The organism is Microbispora hainanensis, from assembly GCF_006874475.1.
In the GTDB taxonomy this organism is placed as follows: Bacteria; Actinomycetota; Actinomycetes; order Streptosporangiales; family Streptosporangiaceae; genus Microbispora; species Microbispora hainanensis.
This window is the reverse complement of the sequence record NZ_VIRM01000017.1, coordinates 70,406-96,336: the sequence shown is the minus strand read 5'-3', so window position 1 is coordinate 96,336 and position 25,931 is coordinate 70,406. Positions and strand designations below refer to the sequence as shown.

Genomic DNA, 25,931 nt, shown 5'->3' with positions numbered 1-25,931 from the left:
GCATCATCACGATTTGCGCCGGACCGCGTCGGGGTACGCCGTGGCGGCGGTTGTCCACAGGCGCGGCGGCTCCTCAGCGGTCTCTCAGCAGAGACAAGTAGCATCGCGACATGGCGTTTCCGGGTGGGCGGCGTGCCCTCGCGATCGTTGTCACGCTGGTCATCCTGATGGCCGGAGGTGTGACGTGGGCACTGTGGCCCTCCGACCCCGTGGTCAAGGGGCGTGACCTGGTCATCTCCGTCATGGACGGGCCGGCCGACGACCAGCGCGTCGATCTCGACGCCACCTTCTATCCCCCGGCCTCCGGCGGCAGGGCTCCCGCCGTGCTGCTCGCCCACGGCTTCGGCGGCAGCAAGCAGAGCATGCGCGAGGAGGCAGGGCGGCTCGCGCAGCAGGGCTACGCCGTGCTGACCTGGTCGGCCCGCGGCTTCGGCCGCTCGACCGGGCAGATCGCGCTCAACTCGCCCGACTACGAGGTCAAGGACGTACGGCGGCTGGTCGACTGGCTCGCCGAACGGCCCGAAGTGCGTCTCGACGCCCCGGGAGACCCGCGCGTCGGGATCGCCGGCGGCTCGTACGGCGGGGCGATCGCGCTGATGTCCGCGGCCTACGACAACCGCGTCGACGCGATCGTCCCCCAGATCACCTGGTATGACCTCGCCGACGCGCTCTTCCCCGACGCCTCGGGCAAGGGCCCGCTCAACGGCGTCTTCAAGAAGATGTGGGCCGGCATCTTCTTCAGCTCCGCCGCCGAACGGCTGGCCCCGGACGGCGGCGCCGGCGCGGGCGGCCTGGCCGGCCTCGCCGGCGCGGTCACGGGCTCCGGGTCGACGACCGGCAACGCCACACAGGGCGACACCACGCAGGGCACCACGGGACAGGGCAACGCCGGACAGGGCAGCACCGCGCAGGGCACCAGCGGCCAGGACAGCACCGCGCAGAGCAACACGGCGCAGAGCAACACGGCGCAGAGCAACACGGCGCAGAGCCCGGGAGCGACGGCCCCCGCCACTCCGGCGGCCGGCCCGACGGCATCGCCGGGTGGCGACGCGGCCGGGGGCCTGGATGCCGGGCGGACGCCGGGGGCCGAGCAGGTCCAGTGCGGGCGGTTCATGCCGCAGATCTGCGAGATGTACCAGAAGGTGGCCGAGACCGGCCGGGCCACCAAGGAGGCCGTCGATCTCCTGCGGCGGTCGAGCCCGATCTCGGTGCCCGGCCGGATCAAGGTGCCGACGCTGCTGCTCCAGGGCCAGCGCGACTCGCTGTTCCCGCTCTCCCACGCCGACGCCAACGCCCGCGCCATCGCCGCCACCGGCGCGCCGGTCGAGGTCGCCTGGTTCAACGGCGGCCACGACGGCGGCGACGGCGAGGCGGACTGGCTGTACGACCGCACGACCGGCTGGTTCGACCACTACCTCAAGGGCGCCTCCGCAGGCGGGGGCGACCCGGCGGTGTTCACCGTGACCAGGGACGGCGGACGCGACCCCGGCACACGCCGTCCCGTGCTCCTCCACGCCACCGCCGGCCGCTACCCCGGCCTGTCGGGCGCGGAGCGCACCACGGTCACGCTCAACGGCCCCCAGCAGCCGATCGCCAACCCGGCGGGCGGGTCGCCGTCGTCGATCTCGGCGGTCCCCGGCCTCGGCGGGCTGCTCGGCGGCAACGGCGGCGGCGCGTCGCTCGCACTGGACATGCCCGGCCAGGCGGCCGTCTTCGAGTCCGCCCCGCTGACGAAACCCGCGCAGGTCACCGGCAGCCCGACCGTCACGATCAAGGTGTACGGCACGGGCGAGGCCACCCTGTTCGCCAAGCTCTACGACGTCTCCGGAGGGTCGCTTCCGGTGCTCCCGTCGAGCCTGGTCTCGCCGCTGCGGGTCACCGCGAGCGAGGCGGGCACTCCGGTCACCGTGACGCTTCCGGCCATCGACAGGCGTTTCGACGCCGGGCACCGGATGCGGCTGGTGGTGTCCACCACCGACCTCGGGTACGCCACGCCCGCCGCCCCCGCCGTCTATCGGGTCGCGCTGGAGTCCCCCACGCTGGAGCTGCCGGTGGACGCGGCGCTGCGGACGCCCGCCACCGGCCCCGCGTGGTGGACGTGGGCCATGCCGCTCGCCGCGATCCTGGTCGCGGCCGTGCTCCTGCTGACCGGCAGCGTCAGGCGCCGCGGCGAGGCCGGCGACGACCCGGCGGCGGACGCCGAGTCGGCCGGGGTGCCCTTGGTGATCAGCGGGCTGGGCAAGCGCTACCGCAACGGTGAGAAGGCCGTCGACGGTCTCTCGTTCCGCGTGGAGAAGGGCCAGGTGCTCGGCCTGCTCGGGCCGAACGGCGCGGGCAAGACCACCACCATGCGCATGCTGATGGGTCTCATCCACCCCGACGAGGGCGAGATCCGGATCTTCGGCACCCGGGTGCGGCCGGGGGCCCCGGTGCTGTCTCGGCTCGGGTCGTTCGTCGAGGGGCCGGGGTTCCTGCCGCACCTGTCCGGCCGGGCCAACCTGGAGCTCTACTGGCAGGCCACGGGACGGCCGCCGCAGGACGCCCACATGGAGGAGGCCCTGGAGATCGCCGGGCTCGGCGCGGCCCTGGAGCGCGCGGTGCGCACCTATTCACAGGGCATGCGCCAGCGCCTGGCCATCGCGCAGGCCATGCTCGGCCTCCCCGACCTGCTCGTGCTGGACGAGCCGACCAACGGCCTCGACCCGCCGCAGATCGCGGAGATGCGCCGGGTGCTCAAGGCGTACGCCGAGCGGGGGCGCACCGTCATCGTCTCCAGCCACCTGCTCGCCGAGGTCGAGCAGACCTGCACCCACGTGGTCGTCATGCACCGCGGGCGGCTGGTGTCGGCCGGGCCGGTCGGTGACCTGCTCGGTGCCGCGCCGGCCGCCAACGGCGCCGGCCCCCGCCTTGAGGACGTGTTCCTCGACCTGATCGGAGAGAGCCGTTGAGCCCGGCGAAGCGACCTGCCCCGGACCCGACCGGACACGTCCCCGGCGGCGGACGGGCCACGCCGGTCGCCGTCGACGGATCGGACCGGCGTGCGGACGACCTGGGGGGCCGGGCGCCCGGCTACGCCCCGGGGCGCACGCTGCCGCTGCGAGTGGAGTTCATACGGCAGTTGCGGCGGCGCCGGACCATGGCGATGTTCGGCGTGCTGCTCGCCCTGCCGTGGGTGCTCGTGGTGGCGTTCCAGTTCGGGCCGGCCGGGCGGGGCCAGGGCAGTCTGCGGCTGTCGGATCTGGCCACGGCGGGCGGGCTCAACTTCGCGGCGTTCGCCCTCTCGGTGTCGGCCAACTTCCTGCTGGTCGTCGCCGTGGCGCTGTTCTGCGGCGACACGGTGGCGAGCGAGGCGAGCTGGTCGTCGCTGCGCTACCTGCTGGCCGCGCCGGTTCCCCGCGACCGGCTGCTGAGGCAGAAGCTGGTGGTGGCGATGGCCTACTCGGCCGCCGCGGTGACCGTGCTGCCGCTGATGGCCCTGCTCGCCGGCACGCTGGCCTTCGGGTGGAACGACATCACCGTGCCGGGGACCGGCGAGGTGATCCCCGCCGCCGACGTGCTGCCCAAGTTCGCCGTCGTCATCGGCTACGCCCTGGTCAGCCAGCTGGTGGTCGCCGCGGTCGCCTTCCTGCTGTCGGTCGGCACCGACTCCCCGCTCGGCGCGGTCGGCGGCGCGGTCGGCCTGGTGATCGTCAGCAGCATCCTGCAGGCCGTCGAGGCGCTGGGCTCGCTGCGCGAGTTCCTGCCCACGTTCTGGAACTCCGCGTGGCTCGACGCGCTCGCGCCGGAGCCCGACTACAGCGGCATGGTGAAGGGCGTGGCGGTCTCCGTGACCTACTCGGTGGTCCTCATCGCCCTGGCCTTCCGCCGCTTCCGCCGCCGCGACGTCGTCTCCTGACCGGCCCTGCCCGGCACAGCGCGGTGCAGCGCGGTGCAGCGCGGCGCGGCGCAGCGTGCCCCCCGGCATTCCAGCTAGCCGGAATGCCCGGGCATGGCTGGCAGCAGGGCACGATGGCGGCTGCCACGGCAGACAGCATGGGCCCGGATGGGCCATGGTGATGCCCCTATGTTCGTCAAGCGGCTTGCATCAGTTCGACCGCATCAGTTTGTGGTCGAACGAGGTGGTAGACCTCGCGGGCGACGTAGTACTTGATGCACCTGATGATCTCGCGTCGGGTTTTGCCCTGGCTGGTGCGTCGTTCCAGGTAGTCACGGGTGGGGTCGTGCCGGCGCAGGCGGGTCAGCACGATCCGGTACAGGGCGGCGTTGGCTTGCCGATCGCCGCCGCGGTTGAGCCGCAGCCGCTGTGTCTTCCCCGAGGACGCTTGCACCGGGCTCACGCCGCAGAGCGCCGCGAACGACGCCTGGCTACGGACCCGCTCAGGGTTGTCGCCCATCGTGATGAGCAACGTGGCGGCGCTGTCGGGGCCGATGCCAGGGCGCTCCAGAAGCTGTGGGGTGTGCTCGAGCACTGCCGCGCGCAGCTGCTTTTCCAGCTCGTAGGCTTCCGCGCTCAGCTGCCGGATACGACGGGCCAGCAGCCGCAACGTGTGGACCGCTGCAGCGAAGGCAGGTGTGCTGGCCGGCGAGGGGTCGGGCAGCTCGGCGCATGTGCGGATCAGCGTTTTGGTGCCCAGGCCAGCCAGCGACTCACGCAGGGTGGGGTCGGCATTGACCAAAACGGCTTTGAGCTGGTTGATGGCCTGGCTGCGGGACTTGACGGCTGAATCCCTGGCCAGCTTGTAGATGCGCATCGCCTCGACGTGTCCGTCACCGGCCTTGGGCACTGCGGTGGCCTGAGCGGACAGCACCGCGCGAGCGGCGGCCTCGGCGTCAACCGCATCGGTCTTGCCGCGTCGGCGACGCAGGGCCTTGTTCGGCTGATGGACTTCGACGACCTGCACGCCTTCGCCGCGCAGATACCGGGTCAGCGCGGCGCCGAACGAGCCGGTGCCCTCTACCCCGGCGCGCCTCACCTGTCCGAACGTGCGCGCCCACGCCAGCAGCCCTCGGTAGCCGTCCGCCGTCGCCGGAAAGGACCGTGCCTCCAGCAGGGTGCCGAGGTGGTCCAGCACCGCTGCCACGTGCACGTCTCTGTGTGTGTCGACGCCCAGAACCACTGTCGGGCTGTTGTGGGGATCGGTGTGGTCGGGCTGAGCTGGATGTGTAGTAGTGGCCACCGGTCTCGCTCCTGGTCCTCACACGGGCTGGGGGTAGCACCGGGCCGATGGGAGCGGTCAGAACTGTGACGGTGCCAGCTTCGGCTAAGGCCCCTATTGGGACACGTCCCATCGGTCGCAGTACCGCAAGCACCACCTCAGACCAGGTCGACAGATCACTATCAGGGCACCACGGCCAGTTGTCACACGGGTCAGACCGGATCCGAGGCGGTACCCCATGATTCTCACAGGTGTCACAGGCCCCGAACGGCGCCCCCTCACGCGCCGGCCCGGCCTGCCGACAAGGGCACGGCGCACCCCGGACGGACGTACGAGACGCCGCTGCCGCGGAACGCGACTGTGTAGCCGGAGGTGCGTGATGCAGATCGTCGTAGAACCAGCGGGGGCCGCGTCGTGCCGGATACCGATAGTGTCGGCCGCCCGGCACTCCCGTGCCACGCCACCCTCCCCGTGCGGGCAGACGCGACCGTCCCCGCGCCGCCCCGCGCCGCCCTGCTCCGTGCACCACACGGCGACGACGGCCACCACCGATCCGGCGTCCCTGCGATGATCGTCATGTGCCGGCACGTTCACCCAGCCGTCGGCGATCCGGCCGGCCGCACCCACGAGCCGCACGGCGAAAGCGCGATCTCCCCATCGGCCGGCTCCCTCTCTGCAGACGCCGCCGAGAGCGTGCTGAGGGAGCTCGCCGACGCCAGGAGCGAGCTGAAGCGGACGGCCGACCGGCAGCGCCGTTTCATGGCCGACGCGTCCCACGAACTGCTCACGCCTCTCGCCGGGCTGCGGGCGCAGCTGGAGGAGGCCCGGCTGCACCCCGACGAGACCGATCTCACCGAGCTCGTCGTCCACACGCTGCGCGACGTGGACCGCCTTCAGAGGGTCGTCTCCGACCTGCTGGCACTCCAGAAGGCGGGAACGAAGCCCTCTCAGGGGACACGGCTCGCCGACCTGTCCGAGCTGGTCCTGGCGCAGGTCGCCAGCCGGGCGCCCCGGACGCCCACGCTGCTCCAGATCATCCCCGGAGTGGTGATCGACGCCATCGAGCACGAGATCCACCGCCTGCTGGACAATCTCCTGGACAACGCGCAGCGCCACGCCAGAAGCAAGGTGCTGGTGGAAGTGCGCCAGGAGGGCGCCCACGCGGAGATCGCGGTGTCCGACGACGGCGACGGCATCGCCGAAGCCGATCGGGAGAGGATCTTCGAGCCGTTCGCCCGGCTGGACGAGTCCCGTTGCCGCAGCCGGGGCGGTTCCGGCCTCGGCCTCGCCATCGCACGCGAGATCGTGCGGGCCCACGGCGGGACCATCAGTGTGGAGGACCCGCCGGAGGGCGGTGCCTGCTTCGTCGTCCGCCTGCCGCTCGCGGAACCTCTCGCCCATCCGGTTGACGGGCACCCGAGGCCGTGACGTCGCCTGTCAGCCGTCGCCGATCGGGATGACGGCTGTCACGGTGGTGCCGTGGCCGACCGGGCTGGTGATCTCGATGGTCCCGTCGAGCGCCTGGACGCGGTCGCTGAGACCGATGAGCCCGGAGCCCTTGGCCGGGTCCGCACCTCCTGCCCCGTCGTCGCGGATCACGACCGTCGCGTCTTCACCCGTCGCCTGGACGTCGACGCCCACCAGGGAGGCGCGTGCGTGCTTGGCCACGTTGGTCAGCGACTCCGAGACGATGTAGTAGACCGCCACCTCGACCCGCTCCGGCAGGCGTTCCCCGACGCGCACTTTCAGGTCGACGGGGACGGCCGAGCGGCGCGCGAGCATTCTCAGGGCCGGTCCGAGACCGCCCTTGGACAGGATCGCCGGGTGGATGCCGCGCGACAGCTCCCGCAGGTCCTCCAGCACCAACGTCAGGCCCTCGGCCATGAGGGAGAGCTGACGCCTGAGCTCCGGCAGCTCCGGCGGCACGGCGGTCTCGGCCATGCGCAGCTGCAACCCCAGGGAGACGAGGCGCTGCTGGGCCCCGTCGTGCAGATCGCGCTCGATCCGGTGCCGGGTCTCGTCCGAGGCGGCGACCACACGGGCGCGTGAGGCGGCGAGCTCGTCGCGGGCCAGGGCGTTGGAGATGGCCGTCACGACCAGCTCGGTGAAGTCCCGCATGCGTTCCTCCACGCCCTCCGGTCGCCGCTCCAGGCCCCGGAAGAAGGTGATCATCACGCCCCACAGGCGCCCTTCGACGACGATGGGGCCGCCGATCGCGACGCCGTTCTCCTCGTCTCTGGCCCACCTGCCCAGCTCGCCGGCCGTGGCCTCGTCCACCGTGATCATTCCCGGCTGTCCGGTCCGCAGGACGAGGGCCGACAGGCCCTCGTCGTGAAGCCGCCGGCGCATGCCCACCGGAGGCGGGGGCCCGCCGTCCGACGCGCTCCAGGAGCTCATCAGGACGACCGTCCGGTGATCAGGCTCGTAGCGTTCGATCGCCGTGTGGTCCGCGTTCACGATCAGACCCATCTCACGGGCGACCGCGCCGAAGAGCTCTGTCGGGCGGACTCCGCGCGCGACGAGTGTCGCGACCCGGCTCAGCGCGGCCTGCTCCTCGGCGACCCTGGCGAGCTCGTCCCGGCTCGCCGCGAGGGCGCAGGCGGCCGCCTCGCGATGACGCGCCGCGACCAGCGCCGCCTCCAGCGAGGGCACCACGCGCTCACGCAGGCGGCGCAGCGTCGTCTCCGGCAGATCCGCGGGCACGACGAGCGAGCCGAACCGGGCGCCCTCGTCACTGAGGGGCAACAAGGTGTGGCGCCGGTCGTCGCCGGCCGGCCCGAGCTCGACCGCCAGGGACGGCAGACCGAGCTCCTGGGCCAGACGCCGGGCCACGACCGGCAGCGCCGCGCACAGATGGTCGGCACGCAGGAGGAGACGGGCCGTGCCGGCGCTGACGTCGGCCTCGCTGCGGCGCTCGTCGGCTTCCAAAAGCAGCGCTCGCAGCAGCGCCGCGGCACCGCTGACCAGCAGCGCGACCACCAGGAAGACCAGCAGCGCGATCCACGACCAGCTGCTGAAGATCGTGATCCGGTGTGTCGGAGTGATCAGGAAGAGGTCGTAGGCCAGACCACTCCCCAGCGCGGTCACCATGCCGAGCGGCAGACCCCAAAGGTACGAAACCAGGAGAATGCCGGGGAGATAAACCAGGCCCAAGGGACTCGTGGAGGCCACTCGGGCCAGCAGCAGAGCCAGAAGCGTCTCCGCCGTCACGCATACGACCCCGACGACGACGCCCAGCGGCAGAGGCGGACGTCTCATACGAAGCAGCGACGACAGCAATCGCGCGCGCATAACCCAACGGTACGCGGCCATATGTACCATATAGACGCTGGTCAGCCGCGGATGACGGGACTGTCCGATCGCCCCCACGATCGAGGCCGTCCCTGCGCGGGCGTGACCGCGCGCGAAAGGCGGCGGAACGGTGGACGAGGCCCCGGCACGAGTGGTCCTGGCGGACGACGACGTTTTGCTGCGCGAGGGGCTGGCGAGCCTGCTGGAGCGATCGGGGTTCGAGGTCGCCGGCCAGGCGGGAAACGCACCCGACCTGATCGCCCTCGTCCGGAGCCGGCGCCCCGACCTCGCGATCGTCGACATCCGGATGCCCCCGCGGCACACAACGGAGGGCGTCGAGGCGGCCAAGGTCATCCGCGCGGAGTTCCCCGAGGTGGGCATCCTGCTGCTGTCGGCGCACGTCGAGGTCGATCAGGCGATGGAGTTACTCGCGGCCGGCCATCGCATCGGCTATCTGCTCAAGACCCGCGTGACCGCGGTGTCGGAGTTCGTCGCGACACTGAGACGCATCGTCGACGGCGGCTCGGTCGTCGACCCCAGCCTCGTGGCGGAACTGATCAACGCCCGCCGCCGGCAGGATCCGCTGGAGCAGCTCACCCAGCGTGAGCGCGAGGTGCTCGCCCTCATGGCGGAGGGCCGCTCGAACGCGGGAATCGCGCACAAACTGTGGATCACGGAGGGCACGGTGGAAAAGCACGTGCGCAGCATCATGTCGAGGATGCGGCTGCCCGAGACCGAGGACGACCACCGCCGCGTGCTCGCCGTGCTCGCGTTCCTCGACGCCCGCTGACGCCGCGGCAGGGTAGCGGCCCGGTCAGGCGTTGGCCTTCCGAAGGATCTCGTCGATGGCCCGGCCGGAGAGGCTCGGCTTGGACAGGAAGGCGACGGCAGGGCTGGCGGCGATCATGTCGGCGTAGTCCTGCTCGTCGTACGTCGAGATCAAGATGATCCGCGGGCGACGGCCCTCCTCCTCCTCGCAGAGCCGCCTGACCACGTCGAAGCCGTTCTCCTCGCCCAGGTCGATGTCGACCAGCACGAGATCGGGCCGCAGCTTGCGGAACCGCCGGAGAGCCTCGGCGGAGGTGGCCGCCATGCCCACGACAGCGATGCCCTCCGCCTCCAGCAACAGGCGGGCGGCCTCCTTGAAGTGATCGCTGTCATCGACGATGAGACACCGCAGGGCCACATATCCAGAGTCGCATCACCGGGCATCCGGGTCATTGCAGGTAGCCGCCATCCCGCAGTCGCAAGGACACCCAGGCGGAATGGAGGCTTCCGGCGCAGACAACGGGACTTTCGCCCCGCAATTATGTGAAATGCGAGCGGGTGGCCGCGAAGCGGGAACGTTGGTTTCGTGTGGTCGCGGGCCCGAACCGGCCTCTCGTGCACCGTCCGCCGCCCGCCCAAGGAAAACGGCCCGGAATCGAGGTGACACGCATGTGCCCGCACACCCCGCCGTGTCCGCCCGCGTACGCCCCCGACCGCGACGCCGCCCGCCTCGTGGCCTTCCACCCCGAGCAGGGGTGGGGGCTGCTCTGCGACGGCGTCGTGGTGTTCGACGACACCGGCGAACTGCTGCCCGACGGCCGGAGCCTTCTCCCCCACCGGGCCTGCTACGCCCAGGCCGCGTGAGCCCATGAGCACGACGATGCTCGCCCTCGTGACCCGGTGGCCGTACGGCGCCCTCCGGGGGGAACCGCTTCCCGCCGCGCGGCACGGCGCGGCCGGCGACGGCGTGCCGGAGACGCGCCGGGCCTCCTGGGTGCTCCCCGCCGTCCCGTCCTCCACGAGCCGGGCGCGCGGTCTCGTCCGCGCCACGCTGCGGGACTGGACGGGCGGTACGGAGGACGAGGTGACCGAGGTGGCCGAGGTGGCCGAACTCCTCGTCAGCGAACTGGTCGGCAACGCCCTGCTGCACGGGCGGGGCGAACCGGTCCTCACGCTCACGCTCCGGGACGGCGTCCTGCGGTGCGAGGTCGAGGACGAGGCCGCCGTTCCGCTGTGTACCCGCGACAGGTCACCGGACGACGCCGAGGGCGGCCGGGGGTTGCTGATCGTCGAGGCTCTGTCCCGCTCCTGGGGCGTATGCCCGACGAGCAGGGGAAAGGCGGTCTGGTTCGAACTGGCGACGCGGTCCTAATCCCAGTGAGGCGGGCGTTCCTCCAGCAGGCGGGAGACGTCGGAGTCGGAGCGCCAGTCGCCCCACCCGAGGTCGGTGTCGTCGCTCGTCTGGTCGGGCAGCACCGGCAGCCCCTCGTCGAAGAGGTCCACCGGACGCATGTCATCCGGATGCTGCACACTCACGCCGCCAATGCTACTGGCTCCTCCCGGAGCCGCGAAGCCGTGTTAACCGCTGACGCCCCATGCGCCCCATGCGCCCCCATGAGCCCCGCGAGCCGGACAACCGGACTCTTGGGCGATTGCCGGGCGGCGCTGGGGCTCCTTTCCCCGAAGGGAGATCACGCCACCACATCGCCGGGCAAACGTCACGCCCGTACCACCGGACAGCCAACCGCACGCAAAGGTACGATGCGGGAGCAGGGAGCACGCCGGACGAACCCCCCGTGAGGCGGCATGGCAACGCCAGCAGGATGGCGGCAAGAGGGCAACCTGCCCGTGGAGCTGACGAGCTTCGTCGGGCGCACACGGCTGCTCGCGTCGCTGCGACAGAGGCTGCAGGAGCACCGGCTGATCACCGTCACGGGCATCGGCGGGGTCGGCAAGTCGCGCACCGCGCTGCGTCTCGCGCACCAGGTGCGGCGCCAGTTCAGGGACGGCGTCTGGTACGTCGAGCTGGCCCGGCTGCAGGACCCCGCGATGGTCTACCACACGATCACGGCCGCGCTCGGCATCGCCGACCAGTCGCCGCGGGAGGGGTCGGCCACCCTCACCGAATGGCTGGCCGACCGGGAGCTCCTGCTCATCCTGGACACCTGCGAGCACCTGGTCGACACCTGCGCCCAGCTCACCCAGGACCTGCTCAACACCGCGCCGCACCTGCGCATCCTCGCGACGAGCCGGCGCTCCCTCAACGCGCCGGGCGAGTACACGGCCGCCGTGCCGCCGCTGTCGGTGCCCGGCGACAACCCGTCGGAGAATCCCTTCACCAACGAGGCCGTCGAGCTGTTCGGCATCCGGGCCTCCGCCGTCGTGCCCGACTTCGTGGTGGACGAGGACAACGTCACGGCCGTCGCCGAGCTGTGCCGCCGTCTCGACGGAATCCCGCTGGCCATCGAGCTGGCCGCCGTACGCCTGCGCACGCTGTCGGTCGAGCAGATCCTCGCGCTGCTGGCCGACCGGTTCAGCCTGCTCGCCGGGGCCAGCCGTACGGCGCTGCCGCGGCACCAGACGCTGCGTGCGGCGATCGGGTGGAGCCACGAGCTGTGCGAACCGGCCGAGCGGCTGCTGTGGGCGCGGCTGTCGGTGTTCGCCGGCGACTTCGACCTCGACTCGGCCCGCAACGTCTGCGCGGGCGAGGCCCTGCCGACCGAGCGGATCCTCGACGTGATCGGCGGCCTGGTCGACAAGTCGGTCCTGCTGAGCTTCCCCACCCCGGCCGGGCAGCGATACCGGCTGATCGACACGCTGCGGCAGTACGGCGGCGAGTGGCTCGACAAGCTCGGCGAGACGCAGGACCTGCGCCAGCGCCACCGCGACTACTATCTGCAGCTCGCCGAGCGCAGCGAGCACTCGTGGTCGGGACCACGCCAGGTGCACTGGTACACGCGGATGCGCCAGGAGCACGACAACATCCGTGTCGCGCTCGACTACTGCCTCTCGACTCCGGGTGAGGAGCGCGTCGGCCTGGGGCTGCTGTCGGCCCTGTGGTTCCTGTGGGTGGCCTGCGGCTTCGCCCGTGAGGGCGTGGTCTACCTGGAGCGCGCGCTCAAGATCAGCCCCTCGCCCAGCAAGGAGCGCTGCAAGGCCCTGTGGGTGCTGGCCTACATCCGCAGCGCCCAGGGCGACATGGCGGGCGCGCTCGCCGCGGCCGAGGAGTGCAGCACTGACGCGGTGCGCGTGGGCGACTCGGGCGCGGTGCTGCTGGCCACCAAGATGCAGGGCACCGCGGCCATGCTGCAGGGCGACGCGAAGAAGGCCACGGCGCTGCTCGGCGTCGCGATCGAGTTCCACCGCGGCGGCCGGGAGCTGAACCCGGGCCTGCTGCCCGCGATCGTCGAGCTGTCCATGGTGTTGTTCGCGCAGGGCGAGTTCGAGGAGGCGGAGACGCTGCTGGCCGACTGCCTGCAGGTCTGCCAGGAGCGCGGCGAGCTGTGGCTGCGCTCCTACGCCTGGTATGTCTCCTCCCTCGTCCACCGGGCGACCGGCAGGCGTGACGAGGCGCTGGTGGCGTGCAAGGAGGCGCTGCGCATCAAGCGGCACTTCCACGACGTGCTCGGGATCGTCCTGTGCGTGGACAACCTCGCCACGCTGAACCTGGAGGCCGGCGAGCCGGAACGGACGGCGACCCTCCTCGGGGCGGCCCAGGCCAACTGGCGGACCTTCGGGCTGCCCCAGTTCGGGTCGCCGTTCTTCACGACCGAGCACGAGCAGTGCGTCAAGGAGTGCAAGAAGCTGATCGGCGACGCCGCCTACGACGATGCGTACGCCGTCGGGACCCGGTTCAGCCTCGGCGACCTCGTCGAGTACGCGCTGGACGACCTCGACGACTTCCACCTCGACTGACCGGGCCGCCGATCGGCGGTGATCACTGCCAGGCGCCGAAATACCGGGAGCTGGTCAGCGAGTAGTCGACGCTGCCGCTGATCCAGTACTGCAGGCCCCGCACGTACGCGTTGACGGCGGGCGAGCCGAGCGCCTCGGCGGCCGGGGCGAGCGCGGCCATCGCGGCGACCGCCTCGTCGCGCATCGCGCCGATCCGGTCCATCGCCTCCTGGACCGTGCAGCCGGTGTGCCCGACCAGCACGCTGACGAGGTTGTTGCGGATGTTCGCCTCACCCCGCTCCTTGGCGTACGAGATGAGGTCGTTGTCCCAGACGACCACGTCGTTGGCGTGCTCGGTCATCTCGTGCACCACCGGATGACGCCACTCGTCGGTGGTGAGGCAGACCTCCGCGGCCACGTCGATCAGGGCGAAGACGGTGAGCATCGCGCCGGTCCGGCGGCGCATGAAGATGTAGTCGTCGATCGTCGGGACGACGTCGTCCTCCCGGTTGGCGGCCTCCCAGACCTGGGCGAACAGGTAGTCCTTGATCGTCGCCCGCCACCGGTCGAGCTGGTCGGGGGTGCCGTTCTTCCTGATCCGCGTCTTGATGTCGAGGAGTGCGCGGGCGAAGACGTTCTCGACGGGTTCGTCACCCTCGTTGTCCTCGACCACGGTGTAGAGCTGGGGCAGGGCCCGGGCGATCTCGGCCGCCCGCCGGTCCGACTCGCAGTAGGCGTCGTCGAACGCGAACAGCCACACGCACCAGTCGGTGACGAGCTGGCACAGCTCCCGGGAGGCGTACGGGTAGGTCCGGGCGCCGAGCCATCCGTAGCGGGCGAGCCGGAAACGCTCGAATTGGTCGTCGTCGGCGATCATGCCGGAGGCGGCCAGCCAGGCCAGAGTGTCCCGGTCCACCTCGTCGACGTGCGGGTTCACCGCACTCGGGAAGGGGCAGGTGAGCGAGGGAAGGCGGAGGGGGCTCCCTCGGAGGGAATCCGCTTTCGCAGTAGCCATCCGACAAGCATGGTCCTACCAGATGATCGGCGCCAGCCTTGCCATAATTACGGACACACCGGCCAGAAAGATTTAACCAGACGGACGTATTCGGCCGGATTAACCCTCGATGAGAGAGACGATCTCCGGGTCGCCGAACATGCGTGCGGCGTCGACGGCCGAGGGCGTCCCGGCGTAGCGATCGGCTCCCAGCTCCAGCAGCGCCCGCACGACCTCGGGCTCCTTCTTGAACACCGCACCGGCGAGCGGGGTCTGCCCGCGGTCGTTGGCGAGGTCGGGGTCCGCGCCCCGCTCGCCCAGGGCGCGTACGGTGGCGGCGTGCCCGTGGTAGGCCGCCAGCATGAGCAGCGTGTCGCCCTTCTGGTTGCGCAGGTCGACGGGCACGCCCGCGTCGACGTACGCGCACAGTGCCTCGGTCCGCCCCGACCTCGCGAGGGCGAAGAGCCTGGTGGCGAACTCCTCCATCTCCGGGTCCGGCTCCATGTTCCCCATGGTCCAACGGTAAGGTCGCCGCTACCCCTCCGGAATCGACCGGGGGTCCCGTAGGTTCAGTAGGTAAAGACTTCGTGAGAAAGGCTGGGACACGTGTCCGACCCCACGGATCTCTATCGGCTCGACGGGGACCTGCCCGAGCTGACCGATCCGGTGCTGCTCTACCACTTCGAGGGGTTCGTCGACGCCGGCGCCGCCGGGCGGCTCGCCCTGGGGCACCTCCTCGCCGAACTGGAGCACCGGGTCATCGCGACCTTCGACGTGGACCGGCTGCTCGACTACCGATCCCGCCGCCCGGCGATGACCTTCGACAGCGATCACTGGAGCGACTACGACACCCCTGAGCTGGCCGTCTACCTGACCAAGGACGTCACGGGCACGCCGTTCCTCATCCTGAGCGGGCCGGAGCCCGACCGGGAGTGGGAGCTGTTCACCGAGGCCGTCGGCATGCTGGTGACCCGGCTCAACATCGGCAAGCTGGTGACCGTCCACGGCATCCCGATGGGCGTCCCGCACACCCGGCCGCTCGGCATGACGGCCCACGCCACCCGTCCCGACCTCGTGCACGGGCAGACCAGCCCCTTCGGCAAGGTACGCGTGCCGGGGAGCCTCGCCGGGCTCATCGAGTTCCGCCTCGGGGCGAAGGGCCACGACGCGCTCGGCTACGCCGTCCACGTGCCCCACTACCTCGCCCAGGCGGAGTATCCACAGGCCGCCGTGGCGGCGCTGGAGGCGGTCACCCGCGGCAGCGGGCTGGTCTTCCCCATGGACACGCTCAGGGACGCGGCCGACAAGACCAACGTCGAGATCGAGGAGCAGATCACGGCGTCCGAGGAGCTCGCCGGAGCCATCCGCGGCCTGGAGCAGCAGTACGACGCGTTCCAGTCGGGCGCGGAACGCGAGAGCCTGCTGGCCGAGGAGGCGAAGATGCCCACGGGCGACGAGCTCGCCGCCCAGTTCGAAGCGTTCCTCGCCGAACGGGACGAGGGCGACGCCTGAGCCGCCCCGGACCCGCCGTTCCCGAGCCGTTCGAAGGACTCCCGCGCTTCATGCCGCCCTCAGATCTCCCCGAAATCCGCGTCGGACTGGCTGGTTTCGGTCCGGCCGGATCCTTCTTCCACGCACCGCTGATCGCCGCCACGCCGGGGCTGCGCCTCGCCGCCGTCGTCACCCGCGACCCCGTCAGGGCCGAGCGGGTCCGTGCCGACCATCCCGGCGCGGCCGTCGTCCCCGCCGCGGACGACCTGTGGGACCGCTGCGATCTCGTGGTGATCGCGTCGCCGAACCGCACCCACGTGCCCCTGGCGACCGAGGCGCTCAAGGCCGGGCTTCCCGTGGTCGTCGACAAGCCGCTGGCCGGCGCCGCCGCGGAGGCCCGCGACCTCGTACGGCTCGCGCGTGACCGCGGGCTGATGCTGACGGTCTTCCAGAACAGGCGCTGGGACGGCGACTTCCTGACGCTGCGCCGGGTGCTGCCCGAGCTGGGCGAGGTCCACCGGTTCGAGTCGCGGTTCGAGCGGTGGCGGCCGGTGCCGAAGGGCGGCTGGCGCGAGTCGGGCGGCCCGGAGGAGGTCGGCGGCACCCTCTTCGACCTCGGCAGCCATCTGGTGGACCAGGCGCTGCGGTTGTTCGGCCCGGTCTCCCACGTGTACGCGGAGACCGACGTCAGGCGGGCCGGGGTGCGCAACGACGACGACGCGTTCGTCGCGCTGACCCACCGCAACGGGACCCGGTCGCACCTGTGGATGAGCGCGGTGGCCGCCGACCTCGGCCCGAGGTTCCGGGTGCTCGGCTCCCGCGCGTCCTATGTGAAGTGGGGGCTGGACCCCCAGGAGGAACGCCTGCGGGCGGGCGAGCGCCCGGACGCCGCCGCCTTCGGCCCGGGCGGGGGTGCCGATGCGGGCGCCGGATGGGGCGCGGAGGCCCCGGACCGCTGGGGCACGCTCGGAGCCGAGGGCGACGTCCGCCGGGTCCCCACGGAGCCCGGGGCCTACCAGCGGTTCTACGAGGGCGTCGTGGCCTGCCTGCGGGACGGCGCGCCGCCCCCGGTCGAGCCGGACGACGCCGTGGACACGATCGCCGTCCTGGAGGCCGCCGTCCTGTCGGCCGCCCGCGGCCAGGTGATCGGCCTCCCCGATCGGGAGGAATAGCACCCGATCGGGAGGAACCGCGCCCCAGAGAGTAGCGCCCAGAAAGTAGCGCCCAGAGAGTAGCGCCCAGAGAGTAGCGCCCAGAGAGTAGCGCCCGCTCACTCTGCGGGCCGCACCGCCGAGGCGGGCGGGGCGGGCGGGGCGGTGGCGAGCCTGCGGACGGTCTCGATCACCGTCTCGCGCCGGCGGGCGAACGCGGCTTCCTCGGTCTCCTCGTCCAGAACCATGCGGCACATCCGGGGCACCGCGAAGTTCCAGGAGATCAGGCCCATGACGGTGAACAGCAGGTCCTGGGCGGCGCGGACCCGCGCGTCCTCGGGAAGGTGTCGGGCCGGGCCCGCGCCGGCGAGCCGGCCGGCCTTCTCGCGGAAGGCGTCGCGCCGCTCCCGCTCGCTCTCGCCGGGCTCGTCGCGCACCTCCAGCGCCTCCCACAGCAGCAGCCTGATCAGCTCCGGGTGTTCCCGATACCAGTCGAACATCTGCCCGACCGAGTCGGCCACCGCGTCGGGATCGACGGAGACGGAGTCGCGGACCTCCTCCAGCTTCGCCCGCACGACGGCGGCGAACAGCTTCTCCTTGCTGCCGTAATAGAGGTAGATGGCCTGCTTGTTGGCCTTGGCGGCCGTCGCGATGCGGTCCACTCTGGCCCCGGCCAGGCCGTGCTCGGCGAACTCGGCGATGGCGGCGTCGAAGATCCTCCGCTTGGTGTCCTCCGCGTCGTAGGCCATGGACGAATTAAACCATCCGGTTGACTCCTCCCCGTCCAAGCGGCAGTATCGGGTCAGCAATAAAACAACCAGATGGTTTATTTCACCGAAAGGCTCTCCCATGAGCACAGCGACACCCATCCCCGTCCGGTCGCCGCTGCCGGGCGCCCTCTCCGGCGCGACCGTCGTCCTCGTCGGCGGAAGCTCGGGCATCGGGCTGGCGGCGGCCGTCCTGCTGCGGTCGATCGGCGCCCGCGTCGTGCTGGTCGGCCGCGACCCCGACCGGCTGAAGGCCGCCGTCTCCCAGGTGCGGAGCTCGGGCCCGGCCGGGGACCCCCAGGACGCCGTGCTGGGCGCAACCGGCGACGGCGGCGACGAGCGGACCCTCGCGGAGGCGTTCGACCGGGCGGGCCGGGTCGACCACGTGTACGTCACCGCCGGCGGCATCAGCGGCGCCGGCCCGCTGACCGAGCTGTCGGCCGACGACATCCGCACGACCCTCGGCTCGGGCTCCCTCCGGACGGCCTTCGCCGTCGCCCGCGCGGCGGCGACCCGGCTTCCCGCGGGCGGCTCGCTCACGTTCAGCTCGGGGATCCTCGTGGTCCGCCCCCGCCCCGGGATGACCGTCCCGCTGTCGGCCGCCGGCGCCGTGGAGACCCTCACCAAGGCCCTCGCCGTGGAGCTCGCCCCCGCACGGGTGCGCGTGAACGCCGTACGCTACGGCCGGATCGACACCCCGCTCCTGCGTTCGCTGCCGGGGCTGGACTCCGACGACGGCGTCGCCGCCGCCGGGACGTCCGTCCCCCTCGGCCGCTTCGGCGCCGCCGAGGAGGCCGCCGCCACGGCCGTCTTCCTCATGGCCAACAACCACGTCACCGGTCAGGTCATCACCGTCGACGGCGGCGAGACCCTCGTCTGACCCCGCCTGCGGCGACGGCTGAACTTCAGTCGCGCAACCGGCCGCGCAGGGCCTCGGTGTCGGCGTCGGTCCAGCCGTGGGTGCGCAGCCAGGCGAGGGGGCCGCCGAACCGGTCGTCCAGCGTCGCCAGGAACTGCCCCATGTATTCGGGCCGCGGCAGGTGGCTGTCGGCCGGCTTCGAGTCGAGGTCCTCGCGGTAGGTGCGGCTGGCGCGCAGCCGGGCGAGGATCCCCTCCAGCCGTTGGCCGGTGGCGACGTAGTCCTGGATGATCGCCTCCCGGGTGGCACCGGCGACGGCGAGGGCCAGGGCGCACACCACTCCGGTGCGGTCCTTGCCCGCGGCGCAGTGGACCACGGCCATGCCGTCGTCACGGGCGAGCACCCGCAGGGCGGCCACCACCGAGTCGGGCCGGTCGCGCAGATATCCGTAGTAGTAGCCGGTCACGCGGAGCTCGGCCAGGTCCTCCTCGGCCCGCTCGCCCTGCCACGGCAGGGCCCTGTCGTCGACGGTGTCGGCCTCGACGTCGGTGAGGTGCCCGCCCTCCGCGAACAGGCTGTGGTGGTGGATGCCGATCTCCGGCAGGCGGATCAGCGGACCCGGGCCCTCCAGACGCACCTCGGTCTGCGACCGCAGGTCGACCACGTGCCGCAGCTTGAGGTCGCCCACGAGCAGCGCCACGTCACCGTCGGTCAGGTCCTGCAGGTTGTCGGCCCGCAGGATCCGGCCGGGCACCGTGGTCCCGCCGTCCGCGGTGGGCAGGCCGCCGAGGTCCCGTACGTTCGCCGCGCCTTCCAGAACGATCCAACGCTCGTATGCATTCATCGAACCGAGCCTAACCGTCCCGCTATGACGGAAGAATGAGTGCAGAGTGAATATCTGCACCTTCGGTCGCATCGATCCCGATAAGGACCTAAAAGTCCCTTCCGTGGCGGACGAGCTGCTGACTCTTACGGCCGACGGTCAACTTCTCACCCGGTGGTCGCCAAACAGCCGTAATGTATGGCGTCGCGGACGCTTTTCGATCAACGGTCCCGGCGGAGCGATCGGAAGCGTGGCCGCGACGGACCGCCCCCAGGCAGCGACACCCAGATGGAGGATCCCGGATGGCACGGCCGGCGCACCGGTGGACCATGGCCGCACTCGCCCTCGCCGTCAGCGGCGTGACCGTCGCGCTTCCCATGGCGCCGGTCCACGCGGAGCCCCTCACGGCCGCGCGCACCGCGACCGCCGCGCCCTCCGCCGTCCGGGGGCTCGCGGCGGCGGCCGCCCCGCAGCCCACGGCCGCGCCGAGGCCCGGTGGCGACTCGCGCGCACAGCACCGCCTGGTCGGCGCCTGGACGACCTCGACCGACCGGATCAGCGCGGCCCTCGGCGGGCAGACTGTACGGATGGTCGTGCGCGCCAGCGTCGGCGGCGCCGGCATGCGCCTGCGTCTGTCCAACCTCTTCGGGGCGGCGCCCGTGACGTTCGCCGACGTCCACGTGGGTGTCCAGGCGTACGGCGCGGAGATCATCGCGGGCACCAACCGGCCGGTGACCTTCCGCAAGCGCACCTCGGTCAAGGTCCCGCCGGGCCAGGCCGTCTGGAGCGATCCGATCCCGGGCCGGATCGCCGGCGGATCCGCCCTGGTCGTCAGCCTCCACCTGCCCGGCACGGTCAGGGGCGTGACCGGGCACGAACGCGCCTACAGCACCACCTACCTGTCGGAGCCGGGGGACTTCGCGGCGGAGGAGAGCGGCGAGGGTTTCACCTACACGAGCACGCAGTGGTACTTCCTCGACCGGATCGCAGTCGAGGCGGGCGCGACCACGATCGGCTCGGTGGTCGCGTTCGGCGACTCGATCACCGACGGCACCGGCCAGGCCGCCGACGCCAACCGCCGCTGGACGGACTATCTGCGGCAGCGGCTGGCCCGCCAGTCGCCGTCGCGGCGAATGGGGGTGCTCAACGCCGGCATCGCCGGAAACCGGCTGCTGCACTCCAACGTCGGCCCGAGCGGTGTCAGCCGGTTCTACCGCGACGCGCTCACGCAGCCGGGGGTGCGCACGGTGGTGGTCTACGAGGGGATCAACGACATCTCCCGGGGCGAGTACACCTCGATCAAGCCGCTCGTGTACGGATACAAGCGGCTGATCCGCGCGGCGCACGCCCGCAAGGTCAAGGTGCTGGGCGCGACGCTCACCCCGTTCTACGGTTTCGGCACCTGGACCCCCGAGCGCGAGGAGCTCAGGCAGCGGCTGAACACGTGGATCCGCACGAGCAAGGCGTTCGACGGCGTCCTCGACTTCGACCGGGCCGTACGCGACCCCGACTTCCCCGAACAGCTCGCCGTCCCGTACGACTCGGGCGACCACCTGCACCTCAGTGACGCCGGGCGGCTCGCGCTCGCCGACGCGGTGAACCTCCGCATGCTCTGATCCCGGAACCGCCGCGGGGTCGCTACGGTGTGACCATGGTCGCCCCCCTTGAACCAGACGACCCGCACACGCTCGGCGGGTTCCGTATCAGCGGCCGTCTCGGCGAGGGCGGCCAAGGCGTCGTCTACCTGGGACATGCGCCGGACGGCGGCCCGGTCGCGGTCAAGGTGCTCAAGACCGGGCTCGACCCCGTCGTCCGGGCACGGCTGACGCGCGAGCTCGACGTCCTGCGCGGCGTCGCGCCCTTCTGCACCGCCAGGGTGATCACGGCGATGGTGGACGGACGCGAGCCGTACGTCGTGAGCGAGTTCGTCGACGGCCCCTCGCTGCAGCAGCGGGTGGCCGCCTCGGGGCCGCTGCGCGGGGGCGAGCTGGAGCGGCTCGCGGTGGGGACGGCGACCGCGCTGGCGGCGATCCACGGCGCGGGCATCGTGCACCGCGACTTCAAGCCGGCCAACGTGCTGCTGGGGCCGGACGGTCCCCGCGTGGTCGACTTCGGCATCGCCCGCCACGACGAGAGCGAGACGATGACCGCGGGCCCGGTGGGCACCCCGGCCTACCTGGCGCCCGAGCAGATCGCGGGGCATCAGGCCGGCCCCGCCTCCGACGTGTTCGCGTGGGGCGCGACGATCGTCTTCGCCGCCTCCGGCAGGGCGGCGTTCGGTGCCGGCAACGTCGCCGCCGTGCTGCACCGGATCATGACGACCTTCCCCGACCTGACGCCGGTGCCCCCGCCCCTGCGCGCGCTGGTCGAACGCTGCCTCGCCAAGGACCCCGCCGCCCGCCCGACCGCCCGCGACCTGCTGCTCGAACTGGTCGGCACCCCGACCGTCGCGGGGCGTACGGGAGCGGCGGCGAATGTCCCTTCCGCCGGGCCCGCGCAGCCGTACGATCCGTCGCCGGTGACCTCGCCGCCGGCGAGCCCGGCTGAAGCGCACAGTGTCCCTGGGAACGGTGCCTTCGGGAGCTGGGCCACCGGGAACAGTGCAGGCGGGAACAGGGCCCCTGGGAACAGGGCCCCCGGAAGCGGGACGGCAGGGCGCGGGACGGCGGACACCGTGCCCGGGGGCGGCCGGGGCGGGTCGCGCCTGCGGGTCCTGGCCGGGGCCGGCGCCGCCGTGGCGGCTCTCGGGATCACCGCCGTGCTGCTGGTCCCGCGCCTGGCCGCGATGTCCGGCGGGCCGTCCCCCACTCCCCTGCCGAGCGCGCCCGCCCAGACCACGGACGCGGGGAGCACGGAGGCGGCGAGCCCGGCGCCGACCGGCGCCACGACCACGGACGCCGGGGGCGGATACCCGGGCGGGACGGACCCGGCGACGGCCTCCGCGCCCGCGGGCATCCCCCAGGCGTTCGAGGGGAAGTGGCGGGGGCACATCGCGCCCACCGCCGGCCTCCTCACGAGCGAGTACGACATCGAGATCGAGTTGAAGGCCGGCAAGCCGTCCGGCAGATGGAAGGAACCGGCGAACTCCTGCGACGGCACGCTGCGGCTGACGGCGGCGTCCGGCTCGGCGCTCACGTTCCGGCTGGAGGACGTCCCGAAGTGCGTCCCCGGCGACGTCGTGCTCACCCGGCGGGGGAACGCCCTCGCCTACCGCCACACCGACGACCTCGGCCTGTTCGCCTACGAGGGGACCCTCACCAAGGATTCCTGATCCTGGCGTTCCGGCGGGGCGGGGCCGTACTGTCGCGGACCACGAGGGTGGTGCCGAGCTCGACGAGCGTTTCGGACGGCCGTTCTCCGTCGGCCAGCGCCAGCACGATCCGCGCGGCGGTGGCGCCGATCTCGAAGAACGGCTGGCGCACCGTCGTCAACGGCGGCGCCACCCACGCGCAGTGCTCGATGTCGTCGAACCCGACGACGCTGAGGTCGTCGGGGATGCGCAGGCCGGCGAGCCGGGCGGCCTCGTAGACGCCGAACGCCTGCAGGTCGTTGCCGCACATGACGGCCGTCGGGGGGTCGGGCAGGGCCAGCAGCTCCGCCCCGAGGTCCCGGCCGTACTCGTAGAGGAACGGCCCGTCGCGCATGAGCCGTTCGTCGAACGGGACGCCCGCGGTGTCCAGGGCGGCGCGGACGCCGTCGAGCCGGGCCCGCGAGGCCAGGAAGCCGGCCGGCCCGGTGATCACGCCGATCCGCCGGTGCCCCAGGTCGAGCAGGTGCCGGGTGGCCGCGAGCGCGCCGCTCCAGCCGCTCGATCCCACCGACGGCGTGGGATGCACGTCCCCGGTGGGGTCCAGCGCCACGAGGGGGACACCGGCGGCCTCGAACAGGTCGCGGTGCCCGGTGGTGAATCCGGAGACGACGGCGATCACCCCCACCGGCTGCCGCAGCAACAGGGGTTCCACCCAGGGCAGGCCCGCCGTGACGCGTGAGCGTACGTCGGTGAAGCCGACGAAGAGCTGACGGGTGGCCGCGACCTGCTCGACGCCCCGCATGATGTCGACGGCGATGGAGCCCAGCATGTTGCTGCACACGACCTCCAGGCCGTACACCGACCCGGCGGGCGCCGGCCTGCGGAACCCGTGCTCGCGCAGGAGCGCCTCGACCCGCCGGCGGGTGCTCTCCCCCACGCCGGTCCGGCCGTGCAGCACCTTCGAGACCGTCGGCGGTGAGACCCCGGCGAGCTCGGCGATCGCGGCGACGCTGAGGTCGCCGCGCCGAGGACCTCGGAGCCCACGCGACCGGCCTCCCTCGATCATGAGCCGAGTCTACGGGACACTCTTCGCCGTCATCCGCGTACGAACGGCTGCGAAACGCTCATCTCGGCACCTTCGGTGTGAGCGCGGTGACCTCGGGTAGTGCGAGCGCGTCCACGCACAGGAGGAAACCCATGGCAACCGACGTCATCAGCCTGATCAAGGAAGATCACCGCGACGTGGAGTCGCTGTTCGAACGGCTCCGGAAGATGCCGGAGAACCGGCCGGCCCTCCTCGCGGAGCTGGCGGCGAAGTTCATCGCCCACAGCGAGGGCGAGGAGGACGAGGTCTACCCCGTGCTCGCCAGGCGGCGGCCCGACGAGAAGGAGGAGGTCCATCACGGCGCGGAGGAGCACCACGAGGCCGAGGAGATGATCTCCCGGCTCCTGGAGACCTCCCCGGAGAGCCCCGAGTTCGAGACGCTGCTGCACGAGCTGATCGAGGCGGTGACGCACCACGTCGAGGAGGAGGAGCACGACATCCTCCCGGTGCTGGAGAAGGCGGTCCCCTTCGAGGAGCGGGTGCGGCTCGGCAAGGCGTTCAGCAAGCGGAAGGCCGAGGTGCTCGCCGCTCCGATCAAGCCGCGCTCGCGGACGAAGGACGAGCTGTCGCATCAGGCCAAGGAACTGGGCGTCGAGGGCGCGTCAGGGATGACCAAGGACGAGCTGGCCGCCGCTGTCAAGCAGAAGAAGCAAGCACAGAGGTGAACCGCGGCGCGGCGCTGTCCGTCCCCCAACCGGCCGTCCCCCAACCGGCCGTCCCCAACCGGCCGTCCCCAACCGGCCGTCCCCAACCGGCCGTCACAGGCAGGCGTACAGCGCCGCGACCATGGGCTCCCACCGCGGGTCGGGGCCAGCCGCGCTGACGACGAAGCGGCTCGGCGTGTAGGCCAGGGCGATCCCCGCGTCCGGGTCGGCGAAGGCGAGCGCCCCGCCCGAGCCGGTGTGCCCGAAGGCGCGCGGGTTCGGCGCGAACGGCCGGATCTCGCAGGGCAGCATGTAGCCGAGCGCGAACCTGGTCTGCGCCCGCAGGACCTCGTCGTGCCCCTCGCTCCTTGGCGCGACGGCCCGGCCGAGCACGTCCGGGGCGAGGAGCGTGCCTGACACGAGCCTGCCGTACAGCGTGGCGAGGGCCCTGGCCGTGGCGTGCCCGTTGGACGCGGGGATCTCGGCGGCCCGCCAGCGCGCGGTGTTGGCCAGGCCGGGCGTGAGCTGCTCGGCCGGGTTGCAGAAGGCCAGCATCGTGATCGAGCCGGGCTCGGACATGGCCTTCGTCAGCGCCGCCGGCGGGGCGTCCCCGGCCCTGGGCGGGCCGAGGTGGGCGGCGCGTGCCGCCTCGGCGGCGGGCAGGCCGATCCACAGGCCGGGGACGCCGAGCTCGTCGCGGACCAGGTCGCGGACCGGCCGGCCGCCTACCCGGCGCAGCACCTCGCCGACGAGCCAGCCGAAGGTCACCGCGTGATATCCGTGCCGCTCCCCCGGCGTCCACCACGGGCTCTCGGCCGCGAGCGCGGCGGTCATCACGTCCCAGTCGAACAGGGAGCCCGGCGGCAGCTCCCGGCGTACGGCGGGCAGGCCGGACCGGTGCGCGAGCAGGTCGGCGAGGGTGGTGCCGGTGGCGAACCCGGGCCAATAACGGGACACCGGAGCGTCGAGGTCGAGCAGCCCGCGCTGGACGTAGAGGTGCGCGAGCGTCGCCAGCACCCCCTTGGACGCCGAGAAGACGTTGACGACCGTGTCCCGCTCCCAGCGCCGTACGCCGTCGGGGTCGGCCGTGCCCTGCCAGAGGTCCACGACCACGCGCCCGTTCGCGTAGACGGCGAGGGCGGCTCCCCCGCCCTCGCCGTCCGTCTCCCCGAACGCGTCGGCGACGGGCGCGAAGGCCGGATCACACCACATCGAGTGCCCCTTCAAAATTACTCAACCTAAGTTGCGAAACCGAGGTTGAGTATTAGAGCATCCGGAGGTGGTGTCAAGCGACCTGACCCTGCTGTTCACGGCCCTCGCCGCGGCCTGCGACGCCGAGGTGCGCGCCCGGATGGCCGCCGCCGGGCACGAGCAGGTGCGCACCGTGCACGGATATGTGTTCCAGCACCTGCTCACCGGCCCCGTACGCGTCTCCGACCTCGCCGGGCTGCTCGGCATGACCCCGCAGGGCGCCTCCAAGGTGGCGGCCGAGATGGAACGCATCGGCTACGTGGCCCGCCGGACCGATCCCGAGGACCAGCGGGCCCGGATGATCGAGCTGACGCCGCACGGCAGGGCCGCGATCAAGGCGGGCCGCGCCGCCCGCGAGGCCGTGTCCGCCCGGATGCTCGGCCTCCTCGACGCGCCGGAGGAGTTCCTGGCCTCCCTCAACCGCCTCGGCGAGGAGACCGGCGCACTGCGCGAACTCCTCGCCCGCCGGCTGCGCCCCTGATCGGGT

Annotated in this window: 24 protein-coding genes; 14 read left to right on the top strand and 10 right to left on the bottom strand. The window is 72.1% G+C overall.

The window, feature by feature from the left end:
* Positions 1-110: 110 nt before the first annotated feature.
* Together FLX08_RS16235 and FLX08_RS16230 are read left to right on the top strand one after the other, a co-directional pair.
* On the top strand, positions 111-2,948 hold the full coding sequence (locus FLX08_RS16235; RefSeq protein ID WP_244312684.1) for an alpha/beta fold hydrolase: 2,838 nt from the start codon (positions 111-113) through the stop codon (positions 2,946-2,948).
* On the top strand, positions 2,945-3,895 hold the full coding sequence (locus FLX08_RS16230; protein WP_341874332.1) for an ABC transporter permease: 951 nt from the start codon (positions 2,945-2,947) through the stop codon (positions 3,893-3,895). The genes FLX08_RS16235 and FLX08_RS16230 overlap by 4 nt, the downstream gene beginning before the upstream one ends.
* Before the next feature lie 175 nt (positions 3,896-4,070).
* Here FLX08_RS16230 and FLX08_RS16225 read toward each other — a convergent pair whose 3' ends face one another.
* Positions 4,071-5,117: an IS110 family RNA-guided transposase gene (locus FLX08_RS16225; protein ID WP_142619685.1), complete on the bottom strand. Its 1,047-nt coding sequence runs from the start codon at positions 5,115-5,117 to the stop codon at positions 4,071-4,073.
* A gap of 510 nt (positions 5,118-5,627) precedes the next feature.
* On the opposite strand from FLX08_RS16225, the gene FLX08_RS16220 reads away from it, so the two are divergent.
* On the top strand, positions 5,628-6,584 hold the full coding sequence (locus FLX08_RS16220) for a sensor histidine kinase (protein ID WP_142619684.1): 957 nt from the start codon (positions 5,628-5,630) through the stop codon (positions 6,582-6,584).
* A gap of 9 nt (positions 6,585-6,593) precedes the next feature.
* Here FLX08_RS16220 and FLX08_RS16215 read toward each other — a convergent pair whose 3' ends face one another.
* On the bottom strand, positions 6,594-8,414 hold the full coding sequence (locus tag FLX08_RS16215) for a sensor histidine kinase (RefSeq protein WP_167530439.1): 1,821 nt from the start codon (positions 8,412-8,414) through the stop codon (positions 6,594-6,596).
* 163 nt (positions 8,415-8,577) lie between these two features.
* Between FLX08_RS16215 and FLX08_RS16210 the strand changes: the two genes are divergently transcribed.
* On the top strand, positions 8,578-9,237 hold the full coding sequence (locus tag FLX08_RS16210) for a response regulator (protein WP_142619682.1): 660 nt from the start codon (positions 8,578-8,580) through the stop codon (positions 9,235-9,237).
* A 24-nt stretch (positions 9,238-9,261) separates the two neighbouring features.
* Here FLX08_RS16210 and FLX08_RS16205 read toward each other — a convergent pair whose 3' ends face one another.
* Positions 9,262-9,633 carry a response regulator gene (locus FLX08_RS16205; RefSeq protein ID WP_208761493.1) on the bottom strand — a complete coding sequence of 124 codons (372 nt, stop codon included), beginning with the start codon at positions 9,631-9,633 and terminating at the stop codon, positions 9,262-9,264.
* Between the two features lie 251 nt (positions 9,634-9,884).
* Between FLX08_RS16205 and FLX08_RS16200 the strand changes: the two genes are divergently transcribed.
* On the top strand, positions 9,885-10,079 hold the full coding sequence (locus FLX08_RS16200; protein WP_142619681.1) for a DUF5999 family protein: 195 nt from the start codon (positions 9,885-9,887) through the stop codon (positions 10,077-10,079).
* Between the two features lie 4 nt (positions 10,080-10,083).
* On the top strand, positions 10,084-10,587 hold the full coding sequence (locus FLX08_RS16195) for an ATP-binding protein (RefSeq protein ID WP_142619680.1): 504 nt from the start codon (positions 10,084-10,086) through the stop codon (positions 10,585-10,587).
* Here FLX08_RS16195 and FLX08_RS40665 read toward each other — a convergent pair.
* The gene (locus FLX08_RS40665) at positions 10,584-10,751 is read right to left on the bottom strand and encodes a hypothetical protein (protein ID WP_167530435.1); all 168 of its coding nucleotides are present in this window, start codon (positions 10,749-10,751) and stop codon (positions 10,584-10,586) included. The two genes, FLX08_RS16195 and FLX08_RS40665, sit on opposite strands and share 4 nt — an antisense overlap.
* Positions 10,752-11,021: 270 nt before the next feature.
* On the opposite strand from FLX08_RS40665, the gene FLX08_RS16190 reads away from it, so the two are divergent.
* Complete coding sequence (locus FLX08_RS16190; RefSeq protein WP_142619679.1) at positions 11,022-13,130, top strand: ATP-binding protein; 2,109 nt, start codon at positions 11,022-11,024, stop codon at positions 13,128-13,130.
* A 22-nt stretch (positions 13,131-13,152) separates the two neighbouring features.
* Here the strand turns inward: FLX08_RS16190 and FLX08_RS16185 are convergent, their stop codons facing one another.
* Both FLX08_RS16185 and FLX08_RS16180 read right to left on the bottom strand, forming a co-directional pair.
* The gene (locus FLX08_RS16185; RefSeq protein WP_142619678.1) at positions 13,153-14,046 is read right to left on the bottom strand and encodes a 4-epi-cubebol synthase; all 894 of its coding nucleotides are present in this window, start codon (positions 14,044-14,046) and stop codon (positions 13,153-13,155) included.
* 177 nt (positions 14,047-14,223) lie between these two features.
* Complete coding sequence (locus tag FLX08_RS16180) at positions 14,224-14,616, bottom strand: ankyrin repeat domain-containing protein (protein ID WP_142619677.1); 393 nt, start codon at positions 14,614-14,616, stop codon at positions 14,224-14,226.
* Positions 14,617-14,709: 93 nt separating this feature from the next.
* Between FLX08_RS16180 and FLX08_RS16175 the strand changes: the two genes are divergently transcribed.
* Together FLX08_RS16175 and FLX08_RS16170 are read left to right on the top strand one after the other, a co-directional pair.
* A complete protein-coding gene (locus FLX08_RS16175; protein ID WP_142619676.1) occupies positions 14,710-15,615 on the top strand; it encodes a proteasome assembly chaperone family protein in 906 nt (301 codons plus the stop codon).
* Between the two features lie 50 nt (positions 15,616-15,665).
* Complete coding sequence (locus FLX08_RS16170; protein ID WP_142619675.1) at positions 15,666-16,766, top strand: Gfo/Idh/MocA family oxidoreductase; 1,101 nt, start codon at positions 15,666-15,668, stop codon at positions 16,764-16,766.
* A 98-nt stretch (positions 16,767-16,864) separates the two neighbouring features.
* Here the strand turns inward: FLX08_RS16170 and FLX08_RS16165 are convergent, their stop codons facing one another.
* Positions 16,865-17,494: a TetR/AcrR family transcriptional regulator gene (locus FLX08_RS16165; protein WP_142619674.1), complete on the bottom strand. Its 630-nt coding sequence runs from the start codon at positions 17,492-17,494 to the stop codon at positions 16,865-16,867.
* A gap of 100 nt (positions 17,495-17,594) precedes the next feature.
* Between FLX08_RS16165 and FLX08_RS16160 the strand changes: the two genes are divergently transcribed.
* On the top strand, positions 17,595-18,392 hold the full coding sequence (locus FLX08_RS16160) for an SDR family oxidoreductase (RefSeq protein WP_142619673.1): 798 nt from the start codon (positions 17,595-17,597) through the stop codon (positions 18,390-18,392).
* Between the two features lie 25 nt (positions 18,393-18,417).
* On the opposite strand, the gene FLX08_RS16155 is transcribed toward FLX08_RS16160, so the two are convergent.
* Positions 18,418-19,215 carry a tyrosine-protein phosphatase gene (locus FLX08_RS16155; protein WP_142619672.1) on the bottom strand — a complete coding sequence of 266 codons (798 nt, stop codon included), beginning with the start codon at positions 19,213-19,215 and terminating at the stop codon, positions 18,418-18,420.
* Between the two features lie 281 nt (positions 19,216-19,496).
* Between FLX08_RS16155 and FLX08_RS16150 the strand changes: the two genes are divergently transcribed.
* Together FLX08_RS16150 and FLX08_RS16145 are read left to right on the top strand one after the other, a co-directional pair.
* The gene (locus FLX08_RS16150; protein ID WP_142619671.1) at positions 19,497-20,810 is read left to right on the top strand and encodes an SGNH/GDSL hydrolase family protein; all 1,314 of its coding nucleotides are present in this window, start codon (positions 19,497-19,499) and stop codon (positions 20,808-20,810) included.
* A gap of 35 nt (positions 20,811-20,845) precedes the next feature.
* Entirely contained in the window at positions 20,846-22,465 is a 1,620-nt protein-coding gene (locus FLX08_RS16145) for a serine/threonine-protein kinase (RefSeq protein ID WP_142619670.1), read from the top strand.
* Here the strand turns inward: FLX08_RS16145 and FLX08_RS16140 are convergent.
* On the bottom strand, positions 22,449-23,510 hold the full coding sequence (locus FLX08_RS16140; RefSeq protein WP_142619669.1) for a LacI family DNA-binding transcriptional regulator: 1,062 nt from the start codon (positions 23,508-23,510) through the stop codon (positions 22,449-22,451). The genes FLX08_RS16145 and FLX08_RS16140 overlap by 17 nt on opposite strands.
* Positions 23,511-23,641: 131 nt before the next feature.
* Here FLX08_RS16140 and FLX08_RS16135 point away from each other — a divergent pair, with 131 nt between their 5' ends.
* Positions 23,642-24,214 carry a hemerythrin domain-containing protein gene (locus FLX08_RS16135; RefSeq protein ID WP_142619717.1) on the top strand — a complete coding sequence of 191 codons (573 nt, stop codon included), beginning with the start codon at positions 23,642-23,644 and terminating at the stop codon, positions 24,212-24,214.
* A gap of 93 nt (positions 24,215-24,307) precedes the next feature.
* On the opposite strand, the gene FLX08_RS16130 is transcribed toward FLX08_RS16135, so the two are convergent.
* A complete protein-coding gene (locus FLX08_RS16130; protein ID WP_142619668.1) occupies positions 24,308-25,405 on the bottom strand; it encodes a serine hydrolase domain-containing protein in 1,098 nt (365 codons plus the stop codon).
* Between the two features lie 67 nt (positions 25,406-25,472).
* On the opposite strand from FLX08_RS16130, the gene FLX08_RS16125 reads away from it, so the two are divergent.
* Positions 25,473-25,925: a MarR family winged helix-turn-helix transcriptional regulator gene (locus FLX08_RS16125; RefSeq protein ID WP_208761492.1), complete on the top strand. Its 453-nt coding sequence runs from the start codon at positions 25,473-25,475 to the stop codon at positions 25,923-25,925.
* Positions 25,926-25,931 lie beyond the last annotated feature (6 nt).